Consider the following 16,558-nt stretch of genomic DNA (forward strand, 5'->3'; position numbering starts at 1 on the left):
ATGGGTAACGCCACGATCCTTATTACCGGGGCCGGGGGCAACGTGGGTCGGGCGCTGGTGCAGCAGCTACAGGAGCGAGGTGTGGCCTATCGTATCGGTGTTCGCACGGTAGGAGGGCAAGCTAATGCGGTGCCGTTTGATTTTCTCAAAGCCGAGACCTACGAGCCTGCGATCGCGGGCTGCAAAGCCCTATTTTTGCTGCGTCCGCCTGCGATCGCCAACACCAAAGCCACCCTCAACCCCTTTATTGATGTGGCCCCCAGCATTCTCACCGCCGAACTGGGCCGCCCCATTTGTTACAAAGCCGCCAGCCTGCTCGGTTATGCCCTCCACCTGCAACGGCAGGGGTTGCCATGGATGCAAATTTTAGTGCAGACCATTCTGCACCGAGGCCTGCGGGTAGGCGAGGCAGAGACGGTGACCGATACAGTGCCCGCGCTGCTGGGGCGGCCTGCCCGCACCCTGGCAACGTATGTTCACGATGATCGCGACCTGTGGATGCCGCCTAGGCCGTAGTTAGCCTGACCCCAACCCCATGAACCAACACCGCTATAAATCGAAAACTGATAGAAAATTGTTGGGTTTTGTACTCAGTAGATGAAAGATTTGGAAACATGGGGTAAACTTCATCAGACTATCGGGGGAGTGTCTGCTAGAAGCCTGTTTTAGCCCTTAGCCAAGGTTTGTTCTAGCTGCTTGTATAACCGCTAAGGCCACCTCAAAATTCTCCCTTTGCCAACGCCAGGATAAATCACCCATGAGCCAGGAAGAAGCCTACAATACTGCCACCCTACCGCCCGAGGAGCCTACCACGGTCGATCCAGAAGCTCTGGTTACCACCTACGCCGACAGCCTGATTACCGAGCTGTTTGATGATGTAGACAAAATTTTAGAAGGCGATGAAGACGCCCTGGCGGCGGTAGAAGCTTCCCCCGAACCGGCCTCCACGGCGCTTGCGCCCATTGTCGATATCTCAGCTAAATCGGCAGACTCGCCTGCCGCCAATCCAGCCGCTGCCGATACGGCCCTGGCTCCGTTGAGTAGCGACATCGACTTCTTTCGGGCTGACGATGCCACCCCAGCCACTCCCCCGACTCAGACCAAAACTCGCTTTGGCAAGTTATTCGATCGCCTATTGCTGTCGATCACGGCCCTATCGCTGCTAGGGGTTGGGGGGCTGCTGTGGTTTGGCCAGCAGGGCAACCGGCTTTCCTTGGGGCGATCGGCAACAGAAACCGCCGCTCAGCAGTCTGACGAAGAGTTTTTGGCCTACCTACAGCGCTCTTTGGAGGTGATCTCTGGCAAGGTCGATCGCGGTGAATTGGGCAATACTACTGCTGTCGCTCAAACTCCGACCGGGGTCGCTGTGCCCGCTCCGCCCATGCTGCCACCCCTGGGGGCTGGAGGCACCGTAGGCAGCCTGGGCACTGGCCCCGTCAACGTGATCGAGCGGGTCTATATTCCTTACCAAACGGCCCAGCAACAGCAACCCGCTGCAGGTGCCCCTGCTCTGGTACCGCAGCCGGGGGCACCTGCACCGTCTCCGGTAGCCCCGACCACCCCGACCCAGAGTACGGCGGCGACCCCCCTGATTCACTCCCTAGTGGGGATTTTAGAACTGGGCTCTCGCTCAGCCGCCCTGTTCGAGATTAACGGCGTTTCCCAGCGGGTTTATATTGGCGAGCGCGTGGGCAGCAGCGGCTGGAGTCTGGTATCGGTGTCAAACGAAGAGGCGGTGATTCGCCGCAACGGCGATGTGCGATCGATCTTCATTGGCCAGCGATTTTAGGCGAAGCTATGGCGATGCGACGACTACCGCTGGCTGTTCTACTGATTGCTGGTCTAGTGGCCTGTACCCCTACCACCGATCGCATTAATGGCGGTACTGCTAGTCCGCCATCCCCATCCCCTGAATCGCCAGCTTCCGAATCAACTGAGACAGGTGACTCTGCCCCCGGCACTGCGCCCCAGGCAGGCAGCTTCGAGGTAAATTCTTTTACGGTGGATGAGCTGTTTGCCCAGGGCGGCGGCGGTTGCGGCATGACCCTCTGGCAGCAGTCCGAGGGTTCGCCTTCGGAGGGTTTTTTATTTTTTAACGGCCTGGCCCAGCCCTCAGGCGACGGCTTTACCCTAATGAAAATCAACGGTGAGTTTGTGCGCTTTAGCCGTACAGCGGCAGCGGGCGAGGAGTTTTACGGGCAGCAAACCTCTCAAACCTTTGTCAGTCAGGACGATGACATTCAGCTCCAGGTAGACACTGCCCTCGGCGAACCCGGAGAAATTGAATCGGTCGCAGTCGAAGGCACGCTACAGCTTCAGCAGGACGGAGACACCGTCGAGATTCCTGTGCAAGGCGATGCAGGCTGCTAATCTCGCTGATTACTCGGCGGCACGCCAGTGAATGTAGGGGCGATTGGCTGAAATATCGGCATAGCGGATGTCACGGAAGCCGTCGTCGCCTCGTAAATCTAGCTTGAACTGCACTGTGCCGTCGCCGAATTGGAAGGCATACATGCTCAAGTATTGCGAGGTGGCGGTGCCGGTGCAGTCGGCAAAGCCTGCCTTAAGCGGGGCAGCGTAGACAATGCGGCGATCTTCGGACTGAAGGATCTCGGCGGGGGCCGTTGCCAGGGGGGCAAAATCGGCTACTACGGTATGGTCGGCTCCACCCTCAAAGCCCAGGCCAAATTCCCACAGGCTGACGGTTTCTGGGCAGGTGCCCGTCTCTGCTGCCACTTCAAACTGAACATTGGGCGACATAAAGGTGCCAAAGGGCTGCGCCAGGGTGTCATCGGGGTTGGGAGTCGTTGGTGCAGGGCTGGGGGCGCGATCGCTTGCACTGCGGCAGCTGGCTAACAAGACGGTGCCGACAGCCAGCGCCAACATAATTTTCAATGGAAATTCCATCAGCGGTTAGGGGATAAATGAGGGAACTTAACGTCAAGGCCGAATTCAACCATCCTGAGCTAAAGCCCATACCCCGTAGGGGCGAACGGTTGTTCGCCCTGAATGCATAAGGCTGGTCAATCAAGCTATTGCCGCGAGGTTGGCCTACTGAGCTTCGGCAACCAGAGTGTCCCAGGCTTGCACTACGGACTGTAGGGCAGTCGGAGCATCCTCGATCGCCAGGTCGATGTATTCGCTCTGAGTGGATAAGGATGAGAGCTGCACGGTGGGATAGTCGGCGAAGGCGGCATCGGTGATGTAGCGCATCCGATTCAGGTTGGGAAAACGCTGATCTTCTAGCACCTGCTGAAAGGCTTCTAGCTGCTCGGGGGTTACCTGACTTTGGGCCACTAGGGTGTCACCTTCGGTTTGCAGCAGTCGCCCATCGATCATGAGAGTTATGACCTCTTGTCTACCGGCCAGCCCCCCGCTGACGACTGAGCGAAAGACATAGGCTTCGGGGGTTTCATTGGGCTGTCCCTCCACCCGAGGAATGAAGTCAGGAATCAGGCCGTTTTGGCTGCCGCTGGCGGTGGGGTTTTGCACAGCATTCTGGCCATCCTCGCGGGTGTGGTAGACCCAGCCTTGCTCGCCATCGGTAACCACTACGCGCAGACCCGAAATGGCGATCATGGTGCACATCTGGTCGGGGACGTAGATGCCCATGCAGCCATCCCAGGTGGCGGTTTCGGCGGAGGCAATCCGCAGCTCAGAAACGGGGCGATCGACATCGGCCGCAACGGTTTGCAGAATGGTCTCTCGCACCTCTGGTGTCAGCACATCATCCACCTGCCCCATTTCTCCGCTGTAGGGAGGAGTCTCAGGGTTTGAGGGAGATCCGGCAGTGTCGCTAGGGGTGGCCCCAGGCTCTGGCAGGGGGGCACAGGCTACTGCGCCGACAGCCGTGGTGCCGAGGGCCAGTAGGCCCACCAGCGCCATCAGGGTTTTCGTTTTGATGGTGAAAGAAGTCATAGTCTTAATCCCCACAAGCTCGATATATTGTGTTGTTTCATCACCATAGCCAGCCCCAAAGACTTTGTAGCTCTGGTTACAGATTTGGTTACAGGGCAGAGCCGACAGGGCAAAAGAAGGGCCGCTGAAGACGGGTAGGAACCGCCAAAAAGCACTGTCCCTCGCGGGGGCAAACAACCGTTTGCCCCTACGCAAATTCGGGAAATTCGGGCAAACAACCGTTTGCCCCTACGCAAATTCAGGCCGTTATTCAGCAGGGGATTATTGCACTAGGCGGCTGTAGGGCTGCCAGAGCTGCGCCTGCTGCCCCTGGGCGAGCAAAAACTCACCATAGGGGCTGAACTGAAACGGGCCGACATTGTGGATCTGCGACAGTGGCTGCCCAGTTGCCACCGACCAGAGGGTAATGCCCTGGCGGGGAATCGGTTCGCTCTCGATCAGGGGCAGCAGCAGGGTGCTGGTGGCCAGGGTTTGACCATCAGGGCTAAAGGCGACCTCGCCCAGATTGGTGGGCTGAATGGGGTGCCCCGCACTCTGGTTGAGGGTTAGGGTGTGCAGCGTTTCGCGGGTGGGCAGGTGCCACAGGCGGGCGGTGGTGCCGTCGCTGGTGGCCAGCTGTTCCCCGTTAGGGCTATAGGCTAGGTGGCGAATGGGGGCCGAGTGGCCAGTCAGGGTGAGCTGCCGGGCTCCGGTAGCAGCGTTCCACAATTTGAGGCTGTTGTCGGCATCCCCAGTGGCCAGGGTGTTGCTATCGGGGCTAAAGGCCATAGGCAGGGGCGGTATGCCGTTACCTGCCCGATTCACTAGGGTACGGACCAGCCGTCCGGTGGGCACATCCCAGAGCTGGAGGGTGTTTTGGTCGGTAGCGGTGACCAGGCTCTGCCCATTGGGGCTAAAGCGCAGGCTGTGCACCATGCCGTCGGCGGCCTGGAGGGGGATAGTCTGCAAGAGCTGCCCAGTTTGCCAGTTCCAGAGTTTGATGGTGTGGTCGGCGCTGGCGCTGGCCAGAGTTTGCCCGGTGGGGCCAATGGCGATCGCCCTAACCGCGTAGCGATGGCCCTCCAACAGTCGCACTTGCTCCCCGGTCGTCGTTGACCACAGCCGCACCACCCCGTAAGACATTCCTGCGGCCACGTACTGGCTGTCGGAGGTAAAGGCCACCGCGTTGGCGACATCACCCACAATTCTATCCCCCTGCCCGGCGGGCTCTTGGGCCGGTGTGCCCTGGGAGAGAGCCTCTAGGGCTGGCCCTCGGTGCAGGGTGACAATGCGATTGCCCCGGCGGGCATTCCACAGGGCCAGGGCGCTTTCGCCGGGGGTGGGGCAGCCGCGCTCGTAGCTGTAGCTGCCGATCGCAAGCACCGCCCCGTTTGGGCTAATGGCAGAAGCCGTGGTGCGAATCGGACACTGGGACTCGGGGTAGAGTGATTTGAGGTCAATGGTGCGCGCCAGCTGGGGCTGCTGCCACGAACCAGCCGCAGGCAGCGCCAGATCTAGCGCAGTTTCTACCCAGTTGTACAGAATAGGTAGGTACTGGTTAAACCGCTCACCCTGCACGTACATAGCGTCGATGGTGCAGCTGCCGCAGCTCTCAACCGACATCAGCTTTGAAATTTGCGCCCAGCTCACCCCGGCCCAGGGCAGATGGCCCACCGGCGCATTGAGGGAGTGGTTAATTTCCATCTCCGTCAGCCAGTCTCCGGCGACGACGGTGGGGTCTTCGACGCCGGGAGGGCGAGTCCAGCCGACGCGATCGCCAAAGACCTTGGCCGCCACCGTCGAATCCGCTGGATTTTGATCCCTCACCTCCTGCCAGATTTTCTGCTGCACGCTGAAGCCAAACCGCCCGTCGCTGGCCTCTACCCACAGCCGATCGAGGGTTTGCAGCACCTCGGGCGGAATGTTGGTGGCCAGCGGTGTGCCTAAAATATTGCCACCAGGATGAAGCCAGGGGTCTAAAATGCGCCGGGTTTCGGCATCGGCAGCCTGCCAGTTTTGGGCGGCTAGGTGCGATCGCAGCGCCCCAAAATCTACCGCCTGCGCCTGTGCCCAGTTAACTCGCTGCCCAGTGGGGTCAACCTGCGCGTGCACCACTGCGGCCATCGGCCCGGCTACGGTTGCCACCAGCGCCAAACCTAAACCAAAATACTTCAATCCTTTCATACCGGCTCCTTTAAGGGGGAATAAGCCCCACTAGCAAAAGTCTTGTCATCAGGCCGTAGGCGGCCCAGCTTAAGCCCTGTACCAGACCTACTATTGAGACCTGGAGGCGATCGCTCGTTTAGAGGTGCTTAGACACGCTCATAGCCGCAGGCCCTGAATGATGGTGTTTAGATGAGGCTCAAACGCTTCCACCGCCGCCTGGTCAGAGAAAGACCCGGTGGGGTCGCCGCTAATGACTCCGGTGACAAACACATGCACCTGGTTGCCATCGGTGGCCACATAGCCTATCCCCCGGTCAAACAGCGCCCCGTTGGGGTGGGTGACGGTGTAGCCGTAGCGCAGCCCCGGCAGCGAGCCGACATCGATGGCTTGCGGCGGTTCGCTGGTAAAGGTGAGAGCCGGGTCGGCGGTTTTGCGATCGCGCTCAATCGACCCGTAGTGGTCGGCTACCCAGGCCCGCAGAAACTCTCGTTCTGCCCCTGCCGTTAGGGTTTCGCCAGTTGGCAGGGCGACCTCACCCACCGGGTAGCTGAACCGTTCTACGGTGCCAATCAGCTCGCCATTGGCTTCTACACACAGCAGCACTTCATTGACACAGGGCTCAACCTGCCAGTTATCAGGGGCCGGAACTGGCCCCAAAATATCGGCCCAGCCGGTCGCAGTGGCGGCCAGTTCGGTGACGACGGCCCCAGTTTCCGACAGTGGAGCGGGCTGGGGTGCCATCGGCAACACCCCAGCGCAGGCAATTAAAACATTTGAGACTAAACCTATCCCAGCCAGGGCTGGAAGTCGACGTGAGATGCTCATGGTTTTTAGGGGCGAGAAAAGCTCTCGAACCTCGCCGTCGCTGCCTGATACGGGCGGGGCAAGGCACAGGAGCCGGGGGAATAAGCGGTAATTGCCTTCTAGCCTGAGACGACGCGTCTGAAATGGACGAGGGCAATACCATCACGGTACTTCAGCGGGATATAGCGCCATTCCGCACGGTGTGACAGAATTTTGCTGTGCCCTATTTCTATGATCTCTGGTGCCTGAATGTAGTCAGAGATGGTTACCAGAACTGAAACGTGAGGGCTAAAATTCGGTCCTCGTGGGGCGATCGCCAGACTGGCAAGCCGATAGAGGTGTTGAGGTCTCTGCCACGGGTTAGATGCTGCACTGGCGACCTAATTCTTAGGATGAACTCCTGATTTTCATACAGGAATATCAACGATGAATAAGCGTTTAGGAGGCCTGGGGCTGATCGCAGCCTTGGGTGTTTTTGCTCTACCCGCTGCGGCTCAGACTGGGCCAGACGCAACCGCCGAATTGCTCGACTCGGAGGGCAATCGAGTCGGTATCGTTGAGTTCACCTCAGTGGAAGACGGCGTGCAAATTCAAACTCTAATAGAAGGCTTTGACACCGCCGTAACCGACGAGGCCAGGGGCGAGCATGGCTTGCATATCCACGAGACAGGGGAATGCACGGCACCCGATTTTTCCTCCGCTGGTGGGCACTTCAACCCAACGGATGCAGAGCATGGTCTGCTCCAACCCGACGGCCCCCATGCCGGAGACCTTCCCAATATTTGGATTGAGGCCGACGGCAGCGCCGACTATACCGTAACCACCAACTTAATTACATTGGAACCCGGCGATGGTCAAAGACCGGCCCAGATGGGCGATCGCAGCCTGTTCGACAGCGACGGTAGCGCTGTTGTCCTTCACTCCGGCCCAGATGACTACATCACCGACCCAGCAGGCGATAGCGGCGATCGCCTGGCCTGTGGGGTGATTGTGCCAAACCAATCGCGTTAGCCTAAGCACACCTCACGGATTGCGAAAGCGAAGTGCCAGTAGCGAAGGACGCAGGCAAAGGTAGGCGAGCGGGCCGAAAAGGGGCACCCCTGCTGCCAGCCAAAATAGTTGGGAATTTGGCGTCAGCCCCCGTCGCGCCATGTCGTCTTTCAGCAGCGTTGGATAGGGGAACAGCACACAGAACAAACCAAAGGCAATGCTCATGCCGTGGATAAAGCGATTGGTTAGGAACGCCTGCCTAAAGCCAGCCCAGTCGCCCCACAGCACGGCAAAAAGCACCAGAGCGATCGCGCTAATGGTCAAAATTACACCCGTTAAACGCGAATTTAAGATAGCAATCCAGAGACCCTGTTCGCCGGTAAATTCCTGATTGGGTTGGCGCAGGGCCAGGTAAGGAATTAGCGCAATCACGCCGGTAGCGAGCGACGCCAGCATAAACAGCCAGGCTGGCAGAGACTGCATTCTGCCATCTGGAAAAATGAGACTGCTATAAATCAGCAGCCAAATGCCGACCAGGCTAAACAGCGACAGAATCACGGGGTTGATTGACGGAATCTGTCCGGCTAGGAGCGATTGGATGGGCTGAAACGCATCGGCTGGTAATGGAGGGGCAAAAAACAGGACATAAACGATAAAGCCAAGCCAGATCAACCAGAGCGTCAGCGTTCGGATCATAATGTTTGGGCCTCGTTTGATTCTGTTTGATTGTTGAGGCTGAGCTAGGACAAAAATACCTACCAGAGATAGATTGATGCCGCAGCATGAGCTGGCTGTGCAATAGTCGGTTTGTCGAGCGGCTAGTTTCTAGGTGAGGCTGTAGGGGGCGATCGCGGTGATCAGAAAAGCGCCCGATTAACGCCGATTAATGATAGCTAGCTCGATCGATTGTGCAGCGGAAAAACTCACCCTCTGGCTCAAAGCGATCGGTGCCAAAAAACCACCCAGCCCGCATTTTGGTAGGAATGGTGTAGCCGCCAAAGGTGCCATTGGCCTCAACGATGACCCCAAAGTCGACATAGTGGTGGTCGCCGCCCTCAGGATTGCCCCAGCGGCTGAGCTTAACCTGCTGCAGCGATCCCTCTGGGGTCAGGGTCAGGGTGAGGTGGGCGGGTTCTCCCAGGGCGTTGAAGCTGGCCTGTACTTGAGATTCGTTGCGCTGCGTCCAGCCCACATCGGGATGGCACAGCACCGAGGGCAACCACACCAATTCTCCCTGTACCCGCCCCGCCGCCGAGCGAGTGACATCGTTACCGGCGGCCTGCATTACCGGGAACAGGCCCAGCAGTTTCCACTGCACCTCGCTAACGCCATCCACCAGGCGATCGGCCCCCACAACCGGCAAGCCCCGCATCCAGGCTGTGGCACGCCAAACCATACCCCTTGGCCAGCGAATTACTTCTTCGCCTTGGAAGCGGTGCCAGGTTTGGTCGAGTTTGATGTTGCCGTGCATGTGCAGGCGTACGGCAGCGGCCAGGGGCGTACTGGGGGCGATCGCCTGGGTTAAATAGCGCTGGGCCAGAGAGGGCAGATGAGTGAAGGCGTCTGGGTTGAAGGGGGTACCAGTAGCCAGCGGTGATGCCTCTGGATCCGTGCTTTGCGATCGCCACAAGTCTTCTAGCGATACCGATGGAGCGTTAGCCAGGGTTGTAGTCATAATGACCTCCAGGTTGCGATCGGGCTTAGGCGATTTCCGAGAATAAAAGTACCGTACAATTTGGCCTTGAGCACAGTATAGGCAGATGAACCGGTAGAGCGAGTTATGTTGCTATCAACCCTAGAAAGAGAGCAATTAAGCAAGAGTCAAATCGAAGACCTGCGGCTGGCATCGACAAAACTCAGTGGGGCGAAGCGGCGGAGTTTTCACGCTGAGATGTGCCTGAAATATTGCGATGGGAGCGCAAGATTAGCTGAAACGGTATTTGGCTGGAATCGAGCCACCGTCGAGCTAGGGTTGGCAGAGCAGAGCAGCGGCATCACTTGCGTGGGGGCACAAGCGAGCGCAAGCGGTACAAAACGGTGGGAAGAACGGCATCCTGAAGTGGCGCAAGCCCTAAGAGAACTTGCCGAAGCTCATGCTCAACAAGACCCAACGTTTTCAAGTTCCATCGCCTATACCCGATTAACCGCAGCAGCGGCGTTGGAGCAGTTAGCGCAACGGGGATTTGCTGTCGAACAGTTGCCCTCAGCCAGTACAATGGCCGTCGTGCTGAATCGGATGGGCTACCGGTTGAGGAAAGTGGTGAAAGCAAAACCCCAAAAAAACTCCTAGAAACTGACACAATTTTTGATAACCTGCATCGGCACAGCGAGCGACCCAATGACGGCAGCATCAGACGATTGAGCATGGATTGTAAAGCGACCGTCAGACTTGGAGATTACTCGCGGGGTGGCAAAACTCGAGGAAATCATCAAGCGAGTGACCACGATATGGGATGCACTGAGAAATACATTCCCTGCGGCATTGTCGATGAGGACAGCGGGGCGCTGCACATCCACTTCGGCAGCTCTTACAAAACCAGTGATTTCATGGTCGATACCATTCAACAATGGTGGAAGAGCCTAACGCCTGCTCAGCAGCAGACAACCCAACAGATCAACACTCCGGACAGTTTTTGATAGGAAACGGTGGAATGAGGGTTTCAGCCCTCTTTTACAGTGGTCTGGGCAACGAGAAATCAAGGGTTTCAGCGCTTGTCCGAAAAAGTGTCCGGACTATTGACAGATTCAACTCAAAATGGATAATGGTCCTGAAAGTAGTGGGGTGCGAACTCAGTTTTTGAATCGGATGGTGGAGTTTGTCGATACAATTGGCAAACCCATTCACTTGCTGTACTATCCTCCGTACCATAGTAAGTACAATCCCATTGAGCGATGCTGGGGAATCCTAGAACAGCATTGGAATGGGACTCAGCTAAAAGATGTTGCTACGATGCTTGCTTGGGCGCAAAGCATGACCTGGAAAGGTCTTCAACCCATTGTTCAGTTGAATCAAAAGGTTTACCAAAAAGGTATCTCACTTTCCAAAGTAGCGATGAAAGCAGTGGAGAGCAGGTTAGAACGCAATCCTTTGCTACCCAAGTGGGATATCCTGATTCGCCCTGCTTGATTTGGTACCTTCTTTCCCGGAAATCACCTTAATTGTTCTGCTGTCGATCGCCGAGCCCACGCCAAATTTGGCGGCCAATCAGCGGCGAAAGCGCCATCAGCACCAGCCCAAAGGGCATGAGCCCGCCGTGAGCGATATCGTAGTCGGCCCCAATTTGAGACCAGGAATAGCCTAAACCCAGCCGCCCCAGCCCAACCTCAAAGGCCAGGGTCAGGCTCGACCACAGCAGGCCAATGCCCAACCCCTGCCAGCGCGAGAGCTTGAGCCACGGTACAAACAAGGTGGCAAGAGTCACAATCAACAGCGACCCGATAATAAAAGACACAGTGTGGGCGAGGCTCGGCCCCAGAGCCGGTATCAGCCAAAGAGTTCGCACCGTCCCGTTCACGCTTTCGGCCAGAATGAAAACCAGCCAAACTACAATGCTTTTGAAAATGATCATGGTTCACCTCAGGGCAATCTGGCCCTTAAGTAGAACTACTTATGATCTTACTGCGATCGCGATCGCCTGAGTTCAACCGAGATGCAGAACTTAACCTCGCTATGCTCTGAACCATTTACCCCATGACACGCCCCGTCGTCCTGATCACTGGCTGTTCCTCTGGTATTGGCAAAGCGCTGTGTTTGGCCTTCCATCGTCGCGGTTGTCGCGTTGTCGCCACGGCCAGACGATTAGAGGCGATCGCTGACCTGGCCGCCCAAGGCATGCTCACCCTGCCGCTGGATGTCACGGATGCAGTCGGCATTAAGACCGCGATCGAAACCGTGGTCGCCCGCGAAGGGCGCATTGACATCCTGGTCAACAATGCCGGATTTGGGCAGTTTGGCCCGCTGATGGATATCAGCTCGACGCAGCTCCAGGTGCAGTTTCAGACGAATGTGATCGCTCCCCTGGCGCTGGTGCAGCAGGTTGCCCCGATCATGAAGCAGCAGCGATCGGGGGCGATCGTCAATATCGGTAGTATTTCGGGGCTGGTGACAACCCCCTTTGCCGGAGCCTACTGTGCGTCGAAGGCCGCGCTGCACAGCCTGTCAGAGGCGCTGCGCTTGGAGCTAGCCCCGTTTGGCATCCAGGTGGTTACCGTGCAGCCGGGGGCCATTCAGTCAAATTTTGGTCAGGCCGCAGAGCAGGGTCTAGCGCAGGTGCTCTCGCCAGAGTCGTGGTACGCACCACTGGAAGCTAAGCTGCGAGCCAGGGCAACGCTATCTCAGGTGCAAGCGACACCAGCCGAGGTGTTTGCCGAACAGCTGACGACGGCAGTGTTGAGGCCCCATCCCTCGACGACAGTCCGATTAGGGAAAAAGAGCCGGTGGTTGCCGTTGCTAAAGCAGGTGCTGCCGCCCAGACTGATGGATTTTTTGCTCAAACGGCAGTTTGGGCTCACGCAAATTCTGTGATGCAGGAATGAAACAAAGGAAACCCACTCAGATTAGGCTATCGCCGCCATCAGCTGAGGGTGGTGTCGTCTAACCGTTAGGATGGAATTGGAGATTTAGGTTCTGGCATTGGCACCACACACCTACGAGCCCCCGGTTGATGCCCTATTGCGCTATGGCGAAGGCGAGGGTATCAACGCCAAAGATTGGCCCAACTACGTGCAGGAGTTGGGCTTGACTACCGACCACGTTCCCGCCCTGATTCAGATGGCCCAGGACGAGCAACTGTGGGAATTTTTTGATGGGAACTACGATCGCAAAGACGAATCCTTAGAGGCAGACATCGATCCGGAAGAGGCGCTGTGGGCACCGATACATGCCTGGCGATCGCTGGGTCAGCTGCAAGCTATTGAGGCCATTCAGCCCCTCGCCCAGGTTTTGCAGCAGCACGACGTTGACTGGTGCTGGGAAGAGCTGCCCCAGGTCTTTGGGCTGATGGGTGAAGCGGCGATCGCCCCACTAGAGGAACTGCTCTCCACCAAAATTGACTACAACAACAAAATTACGCTGGTCGAGGGGATTGGCAAAATTGCCAAGATGTCTCCCGACCTGCGCGATCGCACTGTGGAGGCGCTCACCCGGCAGCTCAGCCACTTCAAAAATCACCATCGCTCCGTCAATGGTGCCCTGATCGCACAACTGCTCGATTTCAATGCCCTCGAAGCGGTGCCGGTGATGGAGGCCGCCTACGGGGCGAAAAAGGTCGACGAGATGTTTGTCGGATCGTGGGCCACGGTGCAAATTGAACTAGGGCTCAAGCAAAAATCTGATTTCACCCCTGAAGAGCTAGAAATTCGCTACACCCCTAGGCAGGAGCAGATGATGGCCAACGTTAAAGCCTTTGTGGAGCGGCAAGAGGCTCAGCAGCAGCAGAGATTACCCAGACATCTGGGCACCAAACCACCAGAGTTCGGTGATATCGCGGCTCAGAAGGGCAGTAAAAAACTAGCGAATAAATCTGGCTTTGGCGGCAATGTATCGAGTTCAAAAAAGCGTAAGAAAAAGTAGCGCCAGTGAGGTTAAGGAAGATCATACGGTTTGTAAGTACTCCCTCACTTGGCGCACAAAAATTTCGGCCTGCACATAGCATTCATTGGCTGCTTCTATCGAAGATTCGATTAGGTCGCCGTAGTCAGCTTCTAGGCGCTGCTCAAAGGTATGATGCAGCCACATAGACATTTCTTTGTCAAAAATTCCTGTCTTGACAAACTCGCGATCAAATAAAGAAATTGCCCCTTTGTGCTTCGATGTGCCAAGCTGTCGCGTAACGAGCAGCGCCAAGACAGCGTAAAACATGGCCTAGTAGCAACGATTGATGGAGTCAGAATAAAGGTCTTGCTCAAATAAAAGCTGCCCAGCATCTAGGGCATTTTGGGCCTGCTGAAGTCGCGCCTTAACCAGAGCCCCAATATTGTCTGATTAGCTCATGCAGCAATACCCTCTGCGCGGATATTGTGAACGAGAGGGCTGGCTGTATAAGGGCTAGCCTCAAACTGTTGCCGGGAATATTTGACCGTGGTAATGATCACATCATGGTAGAAGCCAACTTCCCAGGCAATATCGCTAATGGCTTTCCAAGTAGTGCGGTCTAAGGTGTCAACCACAACACAAATATCAAGGTCTGAGTCTGGCTGAGCATTGCCTCTGGCCCGCGAGCCAAACGCCCAAATGCTGGCGGAGGGAAATTGTCCACGAATTTTGCTGGCAAATTCGGCCAAAATTTGTTGATCGCTCGTTGAGAGCATAGTGCGTTGAGCTGCCTAAATGTCAGCATTCTGATACTGGTTCAATTGTAACTAGCCCATGGCGCTTGGCAGTACCCACCAACATCCTGCAACTCCACTACCCCTCCTCCCTTCAGTCGCCAAAAACTTTAAGATAAGTAAACACCCTACCTATCGCTGGGAGCTGAATCCTTTCGTGCAACTTGCCCATCGTCCAACCGATGATTGGACTGAACATTCGTCACCCGGCTCCATCGTGCTAGACACCCGCGATCTCTCCAAGGTCTACGGGCGGGGCAAACAGCGGTTTGAAGCAGTTAAACAGGTCTCTCTCACCCTGCGTCAGGGAGAGGTACTAGCCTTTTTAGGCCCCAACGGGGCGGGCAAAACCACCACCATCAAGATGATTGCTGGGCTGGTGCGCCCCACCCAGGGGCAGGTGACCGTGGCCGGAGAAGACCCCCACCGCCAGCCCCGCGCCCTGCGCCACATTGGGGCCGTGCTAGAGGGCAACCGCAACCTGTACTGGCGGCTAACGCCAGAAGAAAATCTGGAATATTTCGGTGTGCTGCGGCAGGTACCCCGCAAGGTGGCCCATCGCCGGGGGCTGGAACTGCTGGCCCGGTTTGGGCTAGAGGAGAAGCGCAGTACCCCGGTGCAAAAGCTCTCGCGCGGCATGCAGCAAAAAGTGGCGATCGCGATCGCCCTAATCCACAATCCTAAGCTGCTGCTGCTGGATGAACCCACCCTGGGGCTAGACGTGGAGGCGGGCGAAATGGTCAAAGCCCTGGTGCGCCAGATTGCCCAGGAAGGCCGCGCCATTCTGCTGACCACCCACCAGCTCGATGTAGCCGAAGAACTCTCGGATCGTGTGGCGATCATTCGCCGGGGGCAGATCATTGCCGAGCAGTCGACCGAGGCCTTGCTGAAAGAATTTTCTAGCTCCACCTATCACCTGGAGGTGGAAGGCGAGCTTTCCCCGCAACAGATCCACACCGTGACCCAGCTGGGGGCGACGGTGCAGGGGGCACAGATTACCTATGCGGGCACGCCAGAAAATCTCTACGGGCTGCTGGGGGCACTGAGCCCGGTGCCGCTGGTGGCGGTGCAGCGCGATCGCGCCGACCTCACCCAGGTATTTCTCAAACTGGTCAAAGACCACCCGGATGCTAACTCATGATCGATCTGCTGCAAGCCGAACTCAAGCGCACCTGGATTCAGTTCATTCGCTACCCCACGGAGGTAATCTCTGGGATCGTCATCATCATGGCGGTTTTCTACGGGCTGTTTGCCAGTGCTCAGTACATGGCCGGGCCGGGGTTTGCTTTTGGCGATCGCCTCGATGCCGTGGTGCTCGGCTACGCCATGTGGACGCTGATTATTTCCGTCAACAACGACATTGCTATCAACCTGCAAATCGAAGCCGAAACCGGCACCCTGGAGCAGGTCTTTCTCTCCCCCTATGGGGCACCGCGTGTGTTTTTGGCCCGAGCCTTTGCCAGCCTGGCCCTGCGGTTGGTGATTCTGATGGTGGTGTTGCTGCTGCTGATGGGGATTTCTGGCAGTCGGCTGGCCTTTCCGCCCATGCTGCTGCTGCCGCTGGTTTCGCTGCTGCTGGCCGGTTACGGTTTGGCCTTTTTGATGGGGGCGGTGGCGCTGGTGTTTAAGCGGGTGCAGCAAATTTTGGGAATTTTTCAGTTTTTGCTGCTGTTTCTGCTGGCGGCTCCCCTGGAGGAAGCCACCGGCCTGATGCAGTATCTGCGGTTTCTCATCCCCATGCTGCCCAGCACCGGCCTGCTGCGCGACCTGATGGCGCGTGGCCTGGGGCTAGACTGGTTTACTTATGGTCTGGCTCTGTTGAATGGGATGGTCTATTTTGCCCTGGGGCTGCTGGTTTTTCGCTGGGCCGAAGCCACTGCCAAACAGCGGGGTTCTTTGAGCGGGTATTAAGGGACACGCAAGAAAATAAGGTACCAATTGCCGACTTTCCTATGGGTGCATTGCTGCGCGAATGCACCCTACAGCGATCAACACTCTCGGTACTTTATCTTCTCAAGAGGCACGCCCCTAACCTATCTTATTGATACTCTAAAGGGCTTTTAAGGGCTGACCGGGCGAATGGGACCGTTATAGAGGACTTGAAAGGTTCGGTTGGGGTTTACCAGCACCTCTGTTTCAAAGGAGTAGATAGGGTCGCCGTTGATATCGCGATCTTCGGGGCGAAAGCCCTTAAAGGTAAACAGCAGGGAACCATCCTCATTGATCACCATGGGAGCGTTTGCCGTGGGGCCGTGCATGGCGGGCTCGGCCATGTAGTTCCCCAGCCCACCGTTGGCGGTCTCGGCAGCCGCGCGGGCTATGTTTTTGCCTCGCAGCAGGAAGAGCGGGTCTACGTCGCCCTGGGGCGAGGAAG

General features: G+C 57.1%; 18 protein-coding genes and 2 pseudogenes. 10 read left to right on the plus strand and 10 right to left on the minus strand.

All coding sequences use genetic code 11. The features are described 5' to 3' along the window. The 3 genes from IQ273_RS08125 to IQ273_RS08135 all read left to right on the plus strand — a co-directional run bounded on the left by IQ273_RS08125 (position 1) and on the right by IQ273_RS08135 (position 2,370). Complete coding sequence (locus IQ273_RS08125) at positions 1 to 516, plus strand: hypothetical protein (protein ID WP_194022671.1); 516 nt, start codon at positions 1 to 3, stop codon at positions 514 to 516. 241 nt (positions 517 to 757) lie between these two features. Next, positions 758 to 1,789 carry a hypothetical protein gene (locus tag IQ273_RS08130; RefSeq protein ID WP_194022672.1) on the plus strand — a complete coding sequence of 344 codons (1,032 nt, stop codon included), beginning with the start codon at positions 758 to 760 and terminating at the stop codon, positions 1,787 to 1,789. A gap of 8 nt (positions 1,790 to 1,797) precedes the next feature. Beyond that, the gene (locus IQ273_RS08135) at positions 1,798 to 2,370 is read left to right on the plus strand and encodes a hypothetical protein (RefSeq protein WP_194022673.1); all 573 of its coding nucleotides are present in this window, start codon (positions 1,798 to 1,800) and stop codon (positions 2,368 to 2,370) included. Between the two features lie 9 nt (positions 2,371 to 2,379). Here IQ273_RS08135 and IQ273_RS08140 read toward each other — a convergent pair whose 3' ends face one another. The 4 genes from IQ273_RS08140 to IQ273_RS08155 form a co-directional block, all read right to left on the minus strand. Then, the gene (locus tag IQ273_RS08140; RefSeq protein WP_194022674.1) at positions 2,380 to 2,907 is read right to left on the minus strand and encodes a hypothetical protein; all 528 of its coding nucleotides are present in this window, start codon (positions 2,905 to 2,907) and stop codon (positions 2,380 to 2,382) included. Positions 2,908 to 3,051: 144 nt separating this feature from the next. Then, positions 3,052 to 3,918, minus strand: a complete 867-nt coding sequence (locus IQ273_RS08145) for a hypothetical protein (RefSeq protein WP_194022675.1) — start codon at positions 3,916 to 3,918, stop codon at positions 3,052 to 3,054. A 261-nt stretch (positions 3,919 to 4,179) separates the two neighbouring features. Further along, positions 4,180 to 6,081 carry a GUN4 domain-containing protein gene (locus tag IQ273_RS08150; RefSeq protein ID WP_194022676.1) on the minus strand — a complete coding sequence of 634 codons (1,902 nt, stop codon included), beginning with the start codon at positions 6,079 to 6,081 and terminating at the stop codon, positions 4,180 to 4,182. Between the two features lie 138 nt (positions 6,082 to 6,219). Beyond that, the gene (locus IQ273_RS08155) at positions 6,220 to 6,888 is read right to left on the minus strand and encodes a hypothetical protein (RefSeq protein WP_194022677.1); all 669 of its coding nucleotides are present in this window, start codon (positions 6,886 to 6,888) and stop codon (positions 6,220 to 6,222) included. A gap of 405 nt (positions 6,889 to 7,293) precedes the next feature. Here IQ273_RS08155 and IQ273_RS08160 point away from each other — a divergent pair, with 405 nt between their 5' ends. Continuing rightward, the gene (locus IQ273_RS08160) at positions 7,294 to 7,878 is read left to right on the plus strand and encodes a superoxide dismutase family protein (RefSeq protein ID WP_194022678.1); all 585 of its coding nucleotides are present in this window, start codon (positions 7,294 to 7,296) and stop codon (positions 7,876 to 7,878) included. Positions 7,879 to 7,890: 12 nt separating this feature from the next. Here IQ273_RS08160 and IQ273_RS08165 read toward each other — a convergent pair whose 3' ends face one another. Next, positions 7,891 to 8,553 carry a hypothetical protein gene (locus IQ273_RS08165; protein WP_194022679.1) on the minus strand — a complete coding sequence of 221 codons (663 nt, stop codon included), beginning with the start codon at positions 8,551 to 8,553 and terminating at the stop codon, positions 7,891 to 7,893. Between the two features lie 187 nt (positions 8,554 to 8,740). Beyond that, positions 8,741 to 9,532 carry a DUF6920 family protein gene (locus IQ273_RS08170; RefSeq protein ID WP_228052554.1) on the minus strand — a complete coding sequence of 264 codons (792 nt, stop codon included), beginning with the start codon at positions 9,530 to 9,532 and terminating at the stop codon, positions 8,741 to 8,743. A 216-nt stretch (positions 9,533 to 9,748) separates the two neighbouring features. Here IQ273_RS08170 and IQ273_RS34325 point away from each other — a divergent pair. After that, positions 9,749 to 10,494: pseudogene (locus IQ273_RS34325) on the plus strand (hypothetical protein). A gap of 106 nt (positions 10,495 to 10,600) precedes the next feature. Then, a complete protein-coding gene (locus tag IQ273_RS34330; protein ID WP_397197319.1) occupies positions 10,601 to 10,984 on the plus strand; it encodes an ISAzo13-like element transposase-related protein in 384 nt (127 codons plus the stop codon). A 28-nt stretch (positions 10,985 to 11,012) separates the two neighbouring features. Here the strand turns inward: IQ273_RS34330 and IQ273_RS08190 are convergent, their stop codons facing one another. Further along, entirely contained in the window at positions 11,013 to 11,426 is a 414-nt protein-coding gene (locus IQ273_RS08190) for a hypothetical protein (RefSeq protein ID WP_194022681.1), read from the minus strand. Between the two features lie 122 nt (positions 11,427 to 11,548). On the opposite strand from IQ273_RS08190, the gene IQ273_RS08195 reads away from it, so the two are divergent. Continuing rightward, positions 11,549 to 12,382, plus strand: coding sequence for an SDR family oxidoreductase (locus tag IQ273_RS08195; protein WP_194022682.1), 834 nt, complete (start codon positions 11,549 to 11,551; stop codon positions 12,380 to 12,382). A gap of 108 nt (positions 12,383 to 12,490) precedes the next feature. Then, complete coding sequence (locus IQ273_RS08200) at positions 12,491 to 13,429, plus strand: hypothetical protein (protein WP_194022683.1); 939 nt, start codon at positions 12,491 to 12,493, stop codon at positions 13,427 to 13,429. Between the two features lie 21 nt (positions 13,430 to 13,450). Here IQ273_RS08200 and IQ273_RS08205 read toward each other — a convergent pair whose 3' ends face one another. Further along, positions 13,451 to 13,717: a HEPN domain-containing protein gene (locus IQ273_RS08205; RefSeq protein ID WP_228052557.1), complete on the minus strand. Its 267-nt coding sequence runs from the start codon at positions 13,715 to 13,717 to the stop codon at positions 13,451 to 13,453. Positions 13,718 to 13,845: 128 nt separating this feature from the next. Continuing rightward, positions 13,846 to 14,166 carry a nucleotidyltransferase domain-containing protein gene (locus tag IQ273_RS08210; RefSeq protein ID WP_194022684.1) on the minus strand — a complete coding sequence of 107 codons (321 nt, stop codon included), beginning with the start codon at positions 14,164 to 14,166 and terminating at the stop codon, positions 13,846 to 13,848. Between the two features lie 175 nt (positions 14,167 to 14,341). Here IQ273_RS08210 and IQ273_RS08215 point away from each other — a divergent pair, with 175 nt between their 5' ends. Together IQ273_RS08215 and IQ273_RS08220 are read left to right on the plus strand one after the other, a co-directional pair. Beyond that, on the plus strand, positions 14,342 to 15,325 hold the full coding sequence (locus IQ273_RS08215) for an ABC transporter ATP-binding protein (protein WP_313898046.1): 984 nt from the start codon (positions 14,342 to 14,344) through the stop codon (positions 15,323 to 15,325). After that, complete coding sequence (locus IQ273_RS08220; protein WP_194022686.1) at positions 15,322 to 16,095, plus strand: ABC transporter permease; 774 nt, start codon at positions 15,322 to 15,324, stop codon at positions 16,093 to 16,095. The genes IQ273_RS08215 and IQ273_RS08220 overlap by 4 nt, the downstream gene beginning before the upstream one ends. A gap of 149 nt (positions 16,096 to 16,244) precedes the next feature. Here the strand turns inward: IQ273_RS08220 and IQ273_RS08225 are convergent. After that, positions 16,245 to 16,558, minus strand: a pseudogene (locus tag IQ273_RS08225) (hypothetical protein); the annotation flags it as partial.

Source organism: Nodosilinea sp. LEGE 07298 (assembly GCF_015207265.1).
GTDB lineage: Bacteria > Cyanobacteriota > Cyanobacteriia > Phormidesmidales > Phormidesmidaceae > Nodosilinea.